This is a genomic window from Nonomuraea sp. NPDC003754, from assembly GCF_053605785.1.
Window position 1 is genome coordinate 86426 of record NZ_JBSGJX010000008.1, and the last position, 14574, is coordinate 100999.

Consider the following 14574-nt stretch of genomic DNA (forward strand, 5'->3'; position numbering starts at 1 on the left):
GGAAGGAGGTGGAACCACTATGACCGCTCCCCAGACTCTGACCGCTCCGCAGCGGATGCGAGACGAGCAGGGGCCTTCGACCGACGCCCGGGAGGCGTGCATCAACTGGGCCTGCGTGTCCGACAGCAGCCGCCCGCACACCATCTAACAGCTGCTTCATAGGAGAAACGATGAGCAACGACATCAAGCTGGAAGCCCTGCAGCGTCTCCCGCAGGAGCAGGGGTCGTCCGCGCACGGACAGCGTCCCTGCGGCAGCGCCACCATCCTCAACAGCAGCCGCCCGCACACCATCTAACAGCTGCTTCCTAACAGCTACTTCATAGGAGAAACGATGAGCAACGACATCAAGCTGGAAGCCCTGCAGCGTCTCCCGCAGGAGCAGGGGTCGTCCGCGCACGGACAGCGTCCCTGCGTCACCGCTACCCTCATCAACGGTAGCCGTCCGTGGACCATCTGATCCCTGTGTGATCCAGCGGAGGCGCGGGCCCAGGCCCGCGCCTTCGCGCATAACCAGCGCTCGATTCGGAAAATCAATGATCGGTTCAACAGGAACCCGGCGCCTGCTTTGGGGATCGGCACGGGCCGCCCGCCGCGACACGGCCGTCTTCGCGATCGCGGCGGCAACAGGGATCATCGTCGCCCTGGCGCTGCCCGCCACGCTCAGCTCCATCGTCGATGCGATAGCGCGAGGCGGCAGCCCCGCGCCTGCGATCGTGCAACTGGCCTGCCTGGCCGCCCTCGACCTGTGTGCCACCGTCGTGACGAGTTCCACCAAGAACGCCTCGGTCGCCAGATCAGGGGCCTGGCTGCGGCGCAGCATGGTCGATCACATACTCGCCGTAGGCCTGCCCGTCACCCGGCGCTGGGCCGCGGGAGATCTGGCGGCCAGGATGGTGGGCGGGGCGTCGGCCGCCGCCGACGGCTCCTTCACCGCGGTCACGGTAGCTCTCACCGCCGTCACCGCGGCCGGCGCGGCCATCGCGTTGTGGCTGGTGGTCCCCTTCGGCGCGCTTGTCTTCCTTACCGCCGCAGCCGGTGCGATCTATGTCCTGCGCCGGGGGACGAAGGCGGTCGGCAGGACCTCGGCCGACTACCAGAGCGCGCAGGGGCGCATCTCGGCCAGACTCAGCGAGACGCTCACCGGCGCACGGACGATCGAGGCCAGCGGCACCCAGGCCAGAGAGGTCGACCGCATCCTCGCCTCACTGCCTGAGCTGACCGCGGCAGGCCGCGCGAACTGGCGCACACAGGGGAGCGTCGGCCAGGCTCTGAGCCTGCTGACCGCGGCCGCCCAGGTCGCCATGCTGGCGCTGACCGGTCTCGGGATCGCCGCCGGATGGCTGCGGCCCGGCGACATGGTCGCGGCCGTCGCCTACGTCACGCTGGGCATCAACGCGGTGCATCAGCTCTCCGCGGTGACCTACCTCAGCCATGTCCGCAGCGCCGCAGACCGTATCTCACAGGTGCTCGACACTGCCCGGCCGCGGTCCCGCACGCCGCTCACCACCGCACCACAGGCACTCCTCCTCAACGGGATCATCGTGCTGGACGAGGGCCGCCGGGTGCTCGACGGCCTCGATCTCGCCGTGCCCGTGGGCAGCACGGTCGCGATCGTGGGCCGGTCCGGGTCGGGCAAGTCGGCGCTCGCCCGAGTCGCCGGAGGGCTGCTCGTACCGGATGAGGGAAGTGTCACCTTTCGCGGACAGCCCGTCCTGCCCGGTGACGCCGCCTACGCCTTCGAGCAGCCGGAGCTGGTCGGCGACACCATCGGCCAGGCCTTGGCGCTGGGACGACCGCACGCAAGCCCCGCCCAGATCGCGCGTGCGGCCGAGGCCGCCTGCGCGGCGGGATTCATCCGGCGCCTACCGGACGGCTACGCCACGCCGCTGACAGGGCTGGTGCTTTCCGCAGGCGAAACCCAACGCCTCGGCGTCGCCCGCGCCATTGTTCACGACAGCCCCATCGTCATCCTCGACGAGGCCACTTCCAGCCTCGACACCGCGACAGAAGCCGCGGTGTCGGACGCGCTGCGAACCGCCTTCGCCGGCAAGACCCGCCTGGTCATCGCCCACCGCCCCGCTGCCGCGGCAGCGGCCGACCTGGTCGTCTGGCTGCAGGACGGTACGGTCCACGCCGTCGGCACGCACCGTGATCTGTGGGCCGAGGCCCACTACCGGCAGCTGTTCAGGACGCCGGAGGACAGAGCATGATCGGCCCGTTTCTGCGCAACCGGAACACCGCTGCCCTCTTGGCCTGGTCCGCGCTCGACAGCCTGCCCGTCCTGCTGTCGGGAATCTGCGTCACCATGGCGCTGGATCGCGGCTTCCTGTCCGGACGCCGGGACGTCGGGCTGGTGTGGATCGCCGCCCTCGGCGCGGCTCTCGCCGTGCGCGCCATCACGGCCCGGCGGATCAACGAACGGCTTGCCGATCTTGTCGAGCCGATCCGGGTAGACCTGGTCCGCCGCGTCGTCCGCGCGACCGTGAGCAAGGCGGTGCGTGAACCGGGCAAGACCCGGCACTCGGCGATCGCCCAGATCACCTCGCAGGTGGATGCGGTGTGCGCCTTGACCGGGGCAGCCGTTCTCGCGGTCAGGGACACGGTCCTCATCACGGGCGCGGTCCTGATCGGCCTGACCGCGCTCAAGCCCGTGCTGGCCCTGGCCACGGCGGTCCCGGTGACCGCCGCCTTGTTACTGCTCATCGCCTCGCTGCGGACTCTGGCGGCCCGGCAGGCGGCGACGATCACGGCCAACGAGGAGGTCGCGCAGGAGTCCGCCGCGCTCCTGCTAGGGCTGCGCGACATCCTCGCCTGCGGGGCGCAGCCGCTCGCGGCCGAACGGATGTACGCGGCCGTCGAACGGCTGGCCGGCGCCACTCGGGGCCTGTCCAGGAGCGGCACGGTGCGCGCCGCCGTTCTCGCCATCGGCGGCTACCTGCCCCTGCTGGCCCTGGTGGGGTTGGCGGCTTGGCAGCACGCCACCGGCGGGATGCAGACGGGCGTGCTGCTGGGCGTGGCGACCTACATCTTCGCCCATCTGCTGCCCATGCTGCGCGCCACGGTCCAGAACGCCAACTCCGTCGGCCTGCCCCTGCTCATCACCGTGCGCCGCCTGCGCGAGGCGACCCGCGTCGACGAGGTCACCTCATGCCGTGGCGTCGCCGTACCAGCTGAACCGGATCTGCGGCTGGAGCGGATCGCCTTCACCTACGGTCGTGTCGCCGAGCCCATCGTCTGTGATCTGAGCGTCACGGTGCCCTTCGGCCGTCACGTCGCCATCGTCGGGCCGAGCGGTGTCGGAAAGTCGACCCTGGCCCGGCTCATGTGCGGTCTGTCGCGGCCCAGCGCCGGCGCGGTTCTGCTCGGCGAGCAGCCCATACAACGCCTCGATGGCGCCGAGCTCTCCCAGGCGATCACCCTGGTGCCGCAGGACGCCTACATCTTCACCGGAACGGTCCGGGAGAACCTGGCCTATCTGGCGCCGCAGGCGAGCACCACCACGCTGACGCGGTCGGCCGAGGCTGTGGGCGCCGCCGCGCTCATCGAACGGCTTGGCGGTCTGGACGCAGCCCTTGAGCCGAGCCGGCTGTCGGAGGGGGAGCGGCAGCTCATCGCGCTGACCCGAGCCCATGCGAGCGCCGCCCGCATGGTCATCCTCGACGAGGCCACCAACCATCTCGACTCAGCGGCCGAGGAGCAAGCCGAAGACGCCTTCGCCAAGCGCGGGGGAACGCTCATCGTCATAGCCCATCGCCTCAGCTCGGCACTGCGCGCCGACATGGTCATCGTCATTGACGACGCGCAGGTGCAGTGGGGCACCCACGAAGAGCTGCGCACAGCCTCCCCCTGCTACGCCCGGCTGCTGCGCTACTGGAACACATCCGTTAATTGACACTCACAAACGGAACAGGCACTGCCGCTGCTGATTCCCGACGACACCTTCTTCGCCACCACATGGCAGCGGGGAATGCCGCTGCCCCGATGACGCTGGACGACGTCGCCGGGGCACTGTCCACCGGGCTCATGCGCCTCCCTCCATCGAACTGGACACCGAGGAGGGCGGCCTCCCCCTTGACGCCTCTTGCCCGCCCCGCCGGCTACGCCACGACACCCTGTTCCTCCCGGGCCGGACGGAGTACCCGGCGCACGGCGCCACGCAGCCACTGGTGGGCCCCGTCGGCGGTGTGGCGCGGGTGCCAGGCCATGCCGATCGTCAGTGGCGGCAGCGGCAGCGGGATTTCCAGCAGGCGCAGTCCCAGCGCGTGTGCCGCGTCGCCGAGTGGTGAAGGGGGCTCGCCCGGGAGCGCGGTCGGCACCAGGCAGACCACGTCGCCGACTGCGGCCAGCGCCATCGCCGCCAGATGTCCGGGCAGGACGGCGCTGACCCGCCGGCTGAGCCCTTGCTCGGCCAAGGCCGCGTCAAGCGGGCCGGTGAAGCGTCCCCGGCGGCTGACCGCCACGTGCTCGGCCGCGGCCAGCCTGGCGGGCGTCAGGGTTCCTTCGGTGAGCGGGTGCCCGGCCCTGACGCCGGCCGCCATCCGCAGCGTGACCAGCTCCTCGACCCGGGTCTCCGGGTCGACGTGGTCGATGGCCCCGATCTCCAGATCGACTCGGCCCTCGCGCAGCGCGGGGCCCGCCTCCCACTCCTCGGCCAGCACCCGCAGCGAGACGCCCGGCGCCCGGCGCCGGGCCAGCCCGAGCAGACCCGGCGCCAGCGCCGCGCCGACCAGGTCCGAGGTCTGGACGGTGAAGGTGCGCCGAAGTGCGGCGGGGTCGATCCCGCCGCTCGGGGTGAGCAATGACTCCAGCCGGCGCACCACCGCGGCGGCCTCGTCCCGCAGCGCCTCGGCGCGGGGTGTAGGCACCATGGCCTGTCCTGCCCGCACCAGTAGCGGGTCCTGGAGCACCCGGCGCAGCCGGGCCAGGGTGCGGCTCATCGCCGCGGGGGAGGTCTGCAGCCGCGCGGCGGCACGGGTGACGCTCTGCTCGGTCAGCAGGGCGTCGAGGGCGACGGCGAGGTTGGCGTCGAGGTTCGGGGATGGGCTGCTCACCTGCATGATTCCGTTTCGGGCAATGATTGGATGCTGAAGTTCCCATTGTGGCAATGCGGTTCGGGTCTGCACGATCAAGAGGCTGTATCGACCCGACACACACCGCGAGGTTTTCATGATCGTCATTACCGCCCCCACCGGGAACATCGGCCGGCGGCTGCTGTCGCTGCTGGTCGAGGCCGCGCCCGCACGCGGAGAGGAGTTGCGCGTCGTGGTCCGCGATCCTGCCCGGCTCCCCGAGGCCGTGCGCGGACGGGTCGAGGTGGTCACCGGCTCGCACGGCGACGCCGCGACCGTCGAGCGCGCCTTCACCGGGGCCGACGCCGTTTTCTGGCTGGTACCGCCGGACGCCTCGGCCGCGCCAGACGAGGCGTTCAGCGGCTTCACCCGCCCGGCCGCGCGGGCGTTCGCCGCCCACGGCGTCGGCCATGTCGTCGGCGTCTCGGCGCTCGGCCGCGGCACCCCGCAGGCCGCCCAGGCCGGGCTGGTCACCGCCTCCCTGGCCATGGACGACCTGATCGCCGGCTCCGGCGTCGCCTACCGCGCCCTGGCCAGCCCGTCCTTCTTCGAGAACCTGCTGGAGGAGGCCGACTCGATCCGCGAGAACGGCGTCTTCACCGACACCGTCGCCGCGGACCGTCCGGCCCCGCTGGTGGCCGTCGCCGACATCGCCGCGGCGGCGGCCGGGCTGCTGCTGGACCGCTCCTGGACCGGCGTCGGCAGTGTTCCGGTGCTCGGCCCGCAGGACCTGTCGCCCAACGACCTGGCCCGCATCATGACCGAGGAGCTGGGCCGTCCGGTCCGCTACCAGCGCCAGCCGCTCGACGAGCTCCGGTCCACCCTGCTCGGCTACGGCCTCAACGAGGCGTTCGTCGAGGGCATCGTCGACATGAAGCGCGCCAAGGACCAGGGCCTGGACTCGGGCGTCGACCGCTCGCCGCAGGCGGGCCCGGCCACCGGATTCGCGCAGTGGTGCGCGCAGACTCTCAGGCCCGCCGTCCTCGCCACGCCGGAGGCAGTCGATGCCCACTGACCGAACCGAGCCGCCGGTCACAGCGTTCATGCTGGTCAAGACAACGCCCGAGTGGCTGGCGATGACTGTGGCCGAACGCGTCCAGGCCTTCACCACCCACGTCGTCCCGGTGATCGAGGCCCGCACCCGCCGCGTCCGCTCCCGCTTCTACGACACGGAGTTCTATTCGGCGCGGGTCACCGACATCTGGGTCTGGGAGGCGGACGACCACGACGCCTACCGGCTGCTGATCGACGCACTGCGCGAGACCCCCTTCTGGGACCGCTACTTCGACGTGGTGGACCTGCTCGTGGGCACCGAGAACGGCTACGCCCGCACCTATGACCTGGAGCCGGTGGCCACCCTCGCCACCTGACGCTCCTCCCTGACCGGCCGGTGCCGCCACCGCCCCACGGAAGCACCGGCCGGCAGTTCAGCTGAGCGACGGCCCCTCAAACACCTCCGGTACGGGTGCCACCGGAATACGGCAGAAACGGGCCGCAGGACGGCGTAGCCGCGGTTCAGAGATTGTCTTGATCTCAAACCGTCGCGAATCGCAGGAGACGCGAACTCACGACGGCTCTGATACTTGCCGCGAGAGTTTCGAGGATGAATCCAGTTGCGGCGGCGCTGGTGCGCCTGGTGAGGTCCCTGCATGGACGGTGCCACTGAGCAAGTACAACGCGCGAGGACAGCAACAGACACGACGATCACGCGGCAACCGGCTCCATGGCACAGGCTGGCGGTACTCGGGGCCCTGATGCTGGCCGCCCTCACCTTCAACACCGCGGAGAACCTGCCGGTCGGCCTCCTGGAACTCATCTCCGAGGACCTACGGGTGTCCCTGTCGGCGGTCGGTCTCCTGGTCACCGGTTACGGCGTGACGGTCGCCGTCGCATCTGTGCCGATTGCCCACGTCGTGCGGGCCGTGCCCCGACGTCATGTGCTCACAGGACTGCTGGCCGCACTCGTGGTGTCCAGTCTCATTGCGGCGCTGGCCACCTCGTACTGGTTGCTCCTCGGCGCGCGGCTGCTGACCGCGCTCGCCCAGGCGCTGTTCTGGGCCGTGATGGGGCCGGTCGCGGTGGGCCTGTTCGCGCCCAAGGTCCGGGGGCGTGTGGTCGGGGCGCTGTCCGTGGCTGGTTCGCTGGCCCTCGTGCTTGGCGTTCCCGCTGGGACCTGGCTGGGCCAGCAGAGCAACTGGCAGGTACCCATCGCCACGCTGGCGGCTCTGGGGCTCGTCTGTCTGGTGACGATCGCCGTTCTGCTGCCGACTTCGCGTCCGGAAGAAGAGCCCGCCGCCTACGCGAGCAGTCCCGACGTGCGGCGGTTCAGGACGGTGCTGGCGGCCGGGACCTTGTCCGCCACCGGGGCGTTCACGGGATACACCTACATCGTCACGTTCCTTGGCGACGTGAGCGGGTTCTCCCCCCGCGCGGTGAGTGCCCTGTTCGTGGTTTTCGGCGTCGCGTGCCTGGCCGGGGTGAGCATCACCGGGGCGTTCCTGGACCGCTTTCCGCAGACCGCGCTGGCCACCGCCGTGGCCACGCAGGCGGTGGGCATGCTCGGCCTGTACGCGTTCGGCGCTCATCCGGTGGCGGCGGTGGTGTTCCTGGTATTGATGGGCGGTGCGCTCGGGCCGGTGTTCATGACCACGCAGAACGCGATGCTGCACTGCGCGCCGGGCCGTACGGACATCGCCCTGGCGGCGAACTCCGGCGCCTACAACGCCGGGATAGCGGCGGGTGCCGCGCTTGGGGGACTGGTCCTGCCGCTCGCCGATGTACGGGGCACCTTCCTCGCCGGCGGGCTGCTGACCGTCGGGTCCTGCGTGGCCCTACTCAGCGGCGAGCTGCTGCGTGGGCGCCGTCATCCAGAACGCTCAACACGCCGATGAGGGACGCCGACTCGTATCCGCCGGTAGCTAGACGACCGCTGCCCATAACCGGGGGTGATACTGCGATCGGCGGACATTGTGAGACAGATCACGGTTGAGGTTGACCTTGGGTCAGGGTGGAAGCTCGCCGCAGCGGCACGACGCCGCCACGATGACAGATTCGACGGAGCAAACCACCATGACGATCATCCTTTCCGATCAGGACAAGAGCATCCTGCGGACTGCCGCGTACGGTGCCGTGTCGCTGATGGCCGCCGCCGGTGCCGCCGGCAAGCCCCACACGATCGCGACCAACGGCAGCATCGCGCTAGGCTCGGCCACCGGCCTGGTCGGGCACGTGCTCGCCGAGTACCCCAACGGCAAGGACCTGGGCGGCAAGTCCGTGGCCGAGATCGCCGACCGCGTGCTGCCGGCCCTGACCGCGGCCATGAACCTGCTGAAGAAGCAGGATCCGGCCGAGGCCGACAACTTCCGCAGCACCGTCCTCGTCGCTGTCGAAACCGCCCAGGTTCGCCAGAGCCGGCCGAGCCCCACCACCGCCGAGATGGCCCGCAAGATCACCGAAGCCCTCGACGCCGCCATGCTAGCCGCTGCCGACAGCGAGGTCATGCAGGAGGCGGCTGCCGGGCAGGATCGTCCGGAGCTGCAGAAGGCGATTGAAGAGATCGTCGACTCCGGTTTCGTCGGGGTGTCCCTGCGCGTGCACGATGAGCGAGGGGAGTGGGTCGGCAGCGCCGGGGTGGCCGAGCTGGGCGGGACGGCCAAGCCGCCGATCAACGGACACGTCCGGATCGGCAGCAACACCAAGACCTTCACCGCGACCCTGGTGCTGCGACTGGTGGCCGAGGGCAAGCTCGGGCTGGACATCCCGGCGGCCGACTATCTGCCCGAGTTCGGGCTGGACCGGCGGATCACGGTGCGGATGCTGTTGCAGCACACCAGCGGGGTGTTCAACTTCAGCGGCGAGGTCTACGACGACGGGACGGTCGCGCCGGGGATCCCCATCCCCTACAGCACCACCGGCAACGAGTGGGCGGACAACCGGTTCAAGACCTACCGGCCGGAGAAGCTGGTACGGCTGGCGTTGTCCAAGCCGGCGCGGTTCGAGCCGGGGACGGGCTGGAGCTACTCCAACACCAACTACGTGCTGGCCAGGTTGCTGATCGAGAAGGTCACCGGCCGCTCGCTCGCCGACGAGATGCAGCGGTCGATCCTGGGGCCGCTCGGGCTGTCGGGCACCGTGGTGCCGGACGCCTCGCCGGAGATCCCCGAGCCGCACGCCCACGCCTACTACCGGTACGAGGACGCCGGCCGGCAGCAGACGGTCGACGTCACCCGCCACAACCCCTCCTGGATCTCCACCGGCGGTGACATGATCTCGACCACCCGGGACCTGCACACGTTCATCTCCTCGCTGATGGGCGGCAAGCTCCTGCCGGCCGAGCTGCTGGCCGAGATGTGCGCGCCGTACCCCACGGTCATTCCGGACATGGGTTATGGCTTGGGGGTGTTCGTCCAGCAAACGGACCGCGGCGGCACCGTCATCACCCACAACGGCGGCATGGCCGGCCACGCGACGCTGATGTACAGCACGCCCGACGGCAGCAAGACCCTGACCGCCGCGCTGAACTGTGTGGACGACGCCGACCTGTCCGTGGCAACAGCGTTCCAGAACGCCCGACAGAAGCTCGTCAACGAGGTGTTCTGTGGCGGGCAGGCCGATCCGGCCCAGCCGACGGGCTGAACACCTGTGACCGTACGCCTCGCGGGTCGCCCCCCTTCCGGTCGTGCATCAGGTAGAACGCGAACCGGGCCACGCCGAGCTCGACGAGTCCACATGCCCGGCCGTGGTGGACGAATTCGTGGCCGGGCTCGAGCACAAGGCAGGCTGAGCAGATGATGAACGGAGTCACGATCGGGCAGGCGGCGGCATTCGTCGGCGTCACGGTGAAGACGGTGCGGCACTACCACAAGCTCGGCCTGGTCACGGAGCCCGAACGCGACAGCTCCGGCTACCGGCGGTACGGATCGGCCGAGTTGCTGCGGCTGGTGCAGGTCCGGACGCTGGCCGCCGCCGGGGTGCCGCTGGCCGAGATCGGGCCCCTGCTCGACGCCGACGCCGCGCTGTTCGCCGCCGCGCTCGCCGACATCGAGCGGCAACTCACCGAACGGATCGAGGAGTTGATCACGAGGCGGGACACGCTGCACCGGCTCGCTGACGGCGACCGGGCCCTGCTGCCCGACCGCGCTGTGGCGCTGCTGGAACGGCTGTCCGGCCTCGGTTTCCCCGCTGACGAGGTGGCGGCCACCAGGGAGGGCTGGGTGCTGGCCAGGGCCCTGGTCCCAGAGGGCTTCGACGACTACCTGACCCATGTCGAGCACGCCCTGCAAGACACCCGGTTCGTCGCCTTGATCAAGCGCGCCGCCGAAGCCTCGGCCTGGGAACCGGACGACCCGCGCATCGCCGAGCTCGCCACCGCCGTTGCCGACCACTTCCTCGCCAATCCCGCACATCTGAAGATCGTGACCGGCCTGCAAGCCCGTACCGAGGCCGCGACCCGGTACAAGCTGATCGCCCTCCACGGCGAGGAGCAGGGATCGGCCGCGGCCCGGGGGGTCGCGCTCGTCGAGACCAAGCTCCGCGCCGCCGGCATCCATATCCCCAGACCGGACTCCTACTGACCGCGCCGTGCTCCGGTCCTTCGGCCCGGCGACCCGCCGGTCCGCCAGGCCAGAGCATCCCGATCGAATCCGGCTGCGTACGGCCGGTTCCGCGCGGGAGACGCTTCGAGCGGGGACCGAGGCGGTCGTCGTGACGGCAAGCAGAAGCACCGCACCGCCAGTCGTAACCTCGGTCCCGCCATTCCTCCCGACCCTATGCAGCCGGCATAACGACGAACGAGAAACCCGTGCTCGTTGTGCGGTTGAGGGGGAGATCGCACTTGATCCGGCGCTCGACCTCGCCCCTGCTGATCCCGAGCCCCTGGGCGATCAGCCGCTCCGGGCGGACGGGCACGGGATCGAGGAAACCGACGTCCACCCGGTACGGCCAAGCCGCATCGACGGCCGATGACTCCAGCTGCCACGCGCCACGCCAGTCGAGGGTGAACCGGTTGCGCCGTGCGACCGCGGGGTCCAGGAGCGCGTGCGCGACGAGCTCCTGATCGTTGTTCTCGAAGGCGCACAGCCTGGCCGGATCCACCGATCGGACCGGCACCCGCTCATGGACTGTGATCTTCGAGGTCCGATCGCAGCAGACACATCGGACGAGCAGCCACACGTCAAGCAGCTTGCCGTTGGCGTTGATCCGGAACCTGCCCTCGCCGACGGTGGCCGCCTCCGCGCGGCAGTCCAGGCAACGCATGGCGAGCAGCGGCAGCCGAGTCCTCCGCACGGACCAGGGCAGCACGAAATGATCTCTATGGGATTGTGAAGACATGATCTCTCTAAGACCTGACACAGAACGCTGAGCAGCCAGGGCGACTCAGAATTCAGAGCAGCCCGGCGAGACCGACCGCGAGGTCGGTGAGAAAGCGCAGAAGAAGATGTCAGGCAGCGAGAGCAGGCGGCGTCACGCGACAGTCCCCACGACGAGTCCGATTGTGCTTGCCGCACGCTAGTGGTTCACCGGGCAGCGCCACAATCGATTTTGTCTCCTGCCGATCACCGGCGACAGGATGGCAGCGCGACGGTGCCGGCCGGGGCGGTGTCGGCGGAGCGGGTTGGATCCGCGCAGCCGGGCGGTGATCGTGTTCCCTCGCGGCAGCCTGCTGTACGTCGACCCGCCACACCTGGGCAGGACCCGGAACGGAACTGCCGGCACGAGATGACCGACCCGATGCACACTCGTTGAGGCACTGCACTCCTGCCGCTCCACCGTGGTCGTTTCCGGGTAGGCATGTGCCGTCAAAAACGTGTCACCGGCCGCAACCGAGCGCGTTCGAGCAGGTCAGCGGCAGGTGAGTACGTGATCACGGCGACGCCGATGACTGACTGCCGGCGGGAAAAGCGGGTGCGGCGGGCCGGTGGGGTGGTGTGTGATCGAGAGATGGCGATCGAGATGGGTAGGCCGGGGGTCGACGGGCTCGGCGACGTGGTGCGGGTGTTGGGGGAGTGGCAGTACGACGGAGGGCCCATGCAGTTGCATCCGGGGGATGTGGGGTGGTTCTGGCGGTTCGGTGTGGAGCGGACTGCGGAGGCTACGCGGACCTGGAGTCGGGCCGGGGAGGTTCTGGCGGTCGGGCTGCTGGATGGTGCGGAGTTGCTGAGGTTGGCGTTCGCGCCGGAGGCGTTGCGGGACGAGGAGTTGGCGCAGCAGGTGGTCGACGACGTGTCGGCGCCTGAACGCGGTGTGCTCCTCGAGGGCAGGGTGTACGTCGAGGCGCCGATGGGTGCGCTGGTCCATGACCTGCTGTTCAAGGACGGCTGGAGGAGTGGCGAGCCGTGGACACTACTTCGGCGTGACCTCGGCGCGCCTGTGGCGGATCCCGGCGTTCGCGTCGAGGTGATCGGGCCGGAACAGGCGCACGAGTGGGCCGCGGTCCTGCGGGCGTCGTTCGACGGGTCGACGTTCACCGACGAGCGCTGGCACGCGATGGCGGCAGGTGCGCCGTATGCCGACGCGCGGTGCCTCGCCGTTCGCGATGAGCAGGGCGAGGCGGTGGCGGCCGTGACGGTGTGGTCGGCGGGTGAGGGCAAGCCAGGGCTGATCGAGCCGATGGGGGTGCACCGGGCACACCGCGGTCACGGTTACGGTCGAGCGATCACGGTCGCCGCGGCACGCGCACTCCAGGAGTTGGGTTCGTCCAGCGTGATCGTGTGCTGCCCGAGCTCCAACGTCGGCGCCGTCGCCACCTACCAGTCGGCCGGCCTCCAGCAGTTGAACGAGAGACGGGACCTGTACCGCAACGCTTCCTGAGGCCTTCGGCGTGGGGTCGGGTGCGGAACGCGAGACACAATCCGGGGTGCCGTTAACGGCTGTGTCACCAGCCCCAAACGCGGATGATCATGCTTGATGCTGCGGTGTGTAATGGTCCATCCGCTGTAGTGGATCACCTGCCCTGGAGCGCATGCCGTTAGGCATTGACGACCAGGTCGAGCACTGGACGATTCTCGAGGAGGAGATGCTCCTCGTATCAGGCAAGCGCGGCGCGGCGGAGCTGGGTTGTATGAGGGGAGCACGATCGAGTACCACCGCACCCAGATACGGGGTCATCTGGGTGGGCTACCGGGTGAGGTTGTCAGTGGCGTCTGCGACCGTCTGCTGCATGGGTGAGCTGATCGAGCGGGTGGATGAACAGGACCGCGTGCTGGAAGTCGTGGAGCGCGCGGAGGCGGTGCGTCGGCGGTGGATGCATCGGATCGCGACGACGATCTGCCGCGATCCGATGGGGCGGATCCTCGTGCTGCGCCGAGCTGAGGGGCATGTTCGCTTTCCCGGCCACTATGACGTGATGGTCGGCGGCGCCGCGGGCGTAGGGGAATCGTATGAGGACGCGGCGGCCCGCGAACTGGTCGAGGAACTGGGCGCCGGCGTCCCGGTCCGCTTTTTGTTCAAGTTCCTGTGCCAGGACGGGATCAGCCCTGTCTGGTTCGGGGTGCACGAGGCCTTGATCGCCGAGCCATTGGCTCCAGATCCGTCCGAGATCGCTTGGCATGCCTGGCTCACGGAGCTCGAACTGTGGAAGGTGGTCAATCGAGGGCCCTTCGTTCCAGGTGGGCGAGAAGCCCTGCGCCGATATCTTGGCCGCTCAGCTCAGTGACGAACGGCCAATCCCTGGCTGATGCTTCTTCAGTTACAGGACGGGGTAGCGGCTTCAGCACATTCGTGACCAGCTCCGCCACGGGCCGCTGCCTCAACTGGCTCGCCAGTTGGAAGTGTGCCGGAGGTGTCCTTGCCCTCCGCGTAGGCCACCACGTGCAGGCGCTTGCGGGCGAACCGCTCGGCCATCAGCAGCAGAAAGCTGGCCACGGCGCCGCGGCTGGGAACCTCGGCAAAGATCGCCCGTTTGAGGCTGGTGACAAGGGCGTTGCCAGCCCCCCAATCCCGCCGGCAGGCCACCTCACCGGGCTCTCAACCCACCCTGATCTCAGGTCAGGTGTCGAATGTGCGGGACCCAGACCGACACGTACTCCAGGTCTGGGCCGTACGAGTAGATCGCCCGGAAGGCGGGCGTGACCAATGTCGGCGTCAGGGACGGCGCCCGGCGGCATCGGGTCGTCGGCCAAGTTCGGCAGCACATCGACGATCGACGCGCGCAGGACCAGCACCGCCAGGCGCAGGGCGTCCTTGGCTCCGGGGGTGAAATGGACAGGGCGCTTCACTGGTGGGTGTCGTCCAACCCGCGATCGGCGTAGTTAGGGGAGGTGTGGACCGTCATCTCGATCTCACCGCGGCCGGCGGTGGTCTCGCGCTCCCGCTTCAGTTGCACATACTCCTCGAAGTCCGCTTCGGGATGAGCACCGCGCGTTCTTGGTCGGAGCGAGAGTCGGGTGAGGCGGTGGCCGTAGACCGCGCGGGACACGAGCGGGCCGAGCTGATCGCTGTGACTGAGCGCTTCAGTTGGCGGGAATCGCCTGCTGAAACGCCAAGTCACCACAATTGATTGTTACG

15 protein-coding genes are annotated in these 14574 nt (G+C 69.4%); 12 read left to right on the forward strand and 3 right to left on the reverse strand.

Features of this window, described 5'->3' with window-relative positions:
• The first annotated feature begins 19 nt into the window (after positions 1-19).
• The 5 genes from ACWEVS_RS12735 to ACWEVS_RS12755 all read left to right on the forward strand — a co-directional run bounded on the left by ACWEVS_RS12735 (position 20) and on the right by ACWEVS_RS12755 (position 3893).
• A complete protein-coding gene (locus ACWEVS_RS12735) occupies positions 20-148 on the forward strand; it encodes a hypothetical protein (RefSeq protein ID WP_354908484.1) in 129 nt (42 codons plus the stop codon).
• A gap of 22 nt (positions 149-170) precedes the next feature.
• On the forward strand, positions 171-296 hold the full coding sequence (locus ACWEVS_RS12740) for a hypothetical protein (protein WP_452551454.1): 126 nt from the start codon (positions 171-173) through the stop codon (positions 294-296).
• Between the two features lie 36 nt (positions 297-332).
• Complete coding sequence (locus ACWEVS_RS12745; RefSeq protein ID WP_354908481.1) at positions 333-458, forward strand: hypothetical protein; 126 nt, start codon at positions 333-335, stop codon at positions 456-458.
• Positions 459-534: 76 nt separating this feature from the next.
• The gene (locus tag ACWEVS_RS12750; RefSeq protein ID WP_452551456.1) at positions 535-2211 is read left to right on the forward strand and encodes an ABC transporter ATP-binding protein; all 1677 of its coding nucleotides are present in this window, start codon (positions 535-537) and stop codon (positions 2209-2211) included.
• Positions 2208-3893 carry an ATP-binding cassette domain-containing protein gene (locus tag ACWEVS_RS12755; RefSeq protein ID WP_452551457.1) on the forward strand — a complete coding sequence of 562 codons (1686 nt, stop codon included), beginning with the start codon at positions 2208-2210 and terminating at the stop codon, positions 3891-3893. The genes ACWEVS_RS12750 and ACWEVS_RS12755 overlap by 4 nt, the downstream gene beginning before the upstream one ends.
• Before the next feature lie 205 nt (positions 3894-4098).
• On the opposite strand, the gene ACWEVS_RS12760 is transcribed toward ACWEVS_RS12755, so the two are convergent.
• Positions 4099-5052 carry a LysR family transcriptional regulator gene (locus tag ACWEVS_RS12760; RefSeq protein ID WP_452551459.1) on the reverse strand — a complete coding sequence of 318 codons (954 nt, stop codon included), beginning with the start codon at positions 5050-5052 and terminating at the stop codon, positions 4099-4101.
• A gap of 115 nt (positions 5053-5167) precedes the next feature.
• Between ACWEVS_RS12760 and ACWEVS_RS12765 the strand changes: the two genes are divergently transcribed.
• The 5 genes from ACWEVS_RS12765 to ACWEVS_RS12785 all read left to right on the forward strand — a co-directional run bounded on the left by ACWEVS_RS12765 (position 5168) and on the right by ACWEVS_RS12785 (position 10643).
• Positions 5168-6085, forward strand: a complete 918-nt coding sequence (locus tag ACWEVS_RS12765; protein ID WP_452551460.1) for an NAD(P)H-binding protein — start codon at positions 5168-5170, stop codon at positions 6083-6085.
• Complete coding sequence (locus ACWEVS_RS12770; RefSeq protein ID WP_452551462.1) at positions 6075-6440, forward strand: darcynin family protein; 366 nt, start codon at positions 6075-6077, stop codon at positions 6438-6440. The genes ACWEVS_RS12765 and ACWEVS_RS12770 overlap by 11 nt, the downstream gene beginning before the upstream one ends.
• A gap of 384 nt (positions 6441-6824) precedes the next feature.
• Positions 6825-7961, forward strand: coding sequence for an MFS transporter (locus ACWEVS_RS12775; protein ID WP_449923007.1), 1137 nt, complete (start codon positions 6825-6827; stop codon positions 7959-7961).
• 178 nt (positions 7962-8139) lie between these two features.
• On the forward strand, positions 8140-9705 hold the full coding sequence (locus ACWEVS_RS12780) for a serine hydrolase domain-containing protein (protein WP_452551463.1): 1566 nt from the start codon (positions 8140-8142) through the stop codon (positions 9703-9705).
• A 152-nt stretch (positions 9706-9857) separates the two neighbouring features.
• A complete protein-coding gene (locus ACWEVS_RS12785; protein ID WP_452551464.1) occupies positions 9858-10643 on the forward strand; it encodes a MerR family DNA-binding transcriptional regulator in 786 nt (261 codons plus the stop codon).
• A 193-nt stretch (positions 10644-10836) separates the two neighbouring features.
• Here ACWEVS_RS12785 and ACWEVS_RS12790 read toward each other — a convergent pair whose 3' ends face one another.
• Entirely contained in the window at positions 10837-11370 is a 534-nt protein-coding gene (locus tag ACWEVS_RS12790; RefSeq protein WP_452551466.1) for a DUF1062 domain-containing protein, read from the reverse strand.
• A gap of 558 nt (positions 11371-11928) precedes the next feature.
• Here ACWEVS_RS12790 and ACWEVS_RS12795 point away from each other — a divergent pair.
• Both ACWEVS_RS12795 and ACWEVS_RS12800 read left to right on the forward strand, forming a co-directional pair.
• Positions 11929-12879, forward strand: coding sequence for a GNAT family N-acetyltransferase (locus ACWEVS_RS12795; protein ID WP_452551469.1), 951 nt, complete (start codon positions 11929-11931; stop codon positions 12877-12879).
• A 349-nt stretch (positions 12880-13228) separates the two neighbouring features.
• Positions 13229-13723: an NUDIX hydrolase gene (locus ACWEVS_RS12800; protein ID WP_452551471.1), complete on the forward strand. Its 495-nt coding sequence runs from the start codon at positions 13229-13231 to the stop codon at positions 13721-13723.
• A gap of 558 nt (positions 13724-14281) precedes the next feature.
• Here the strand turns inward: ACWEVS_RS12800 and ACWEVS_RS12805 are convergent.
• A complete protein-coding gene (locus ACWEVS_RS12805; protein WP_452551472.1) occupies positions 14282-14557 on the reverse strand; it encodes a prevent-host-death family protein in 276 nt (91 codons plus the stop codon).
• Between the last annotated feature and the right edge of the window lie 17 nt (positions 14558-14574).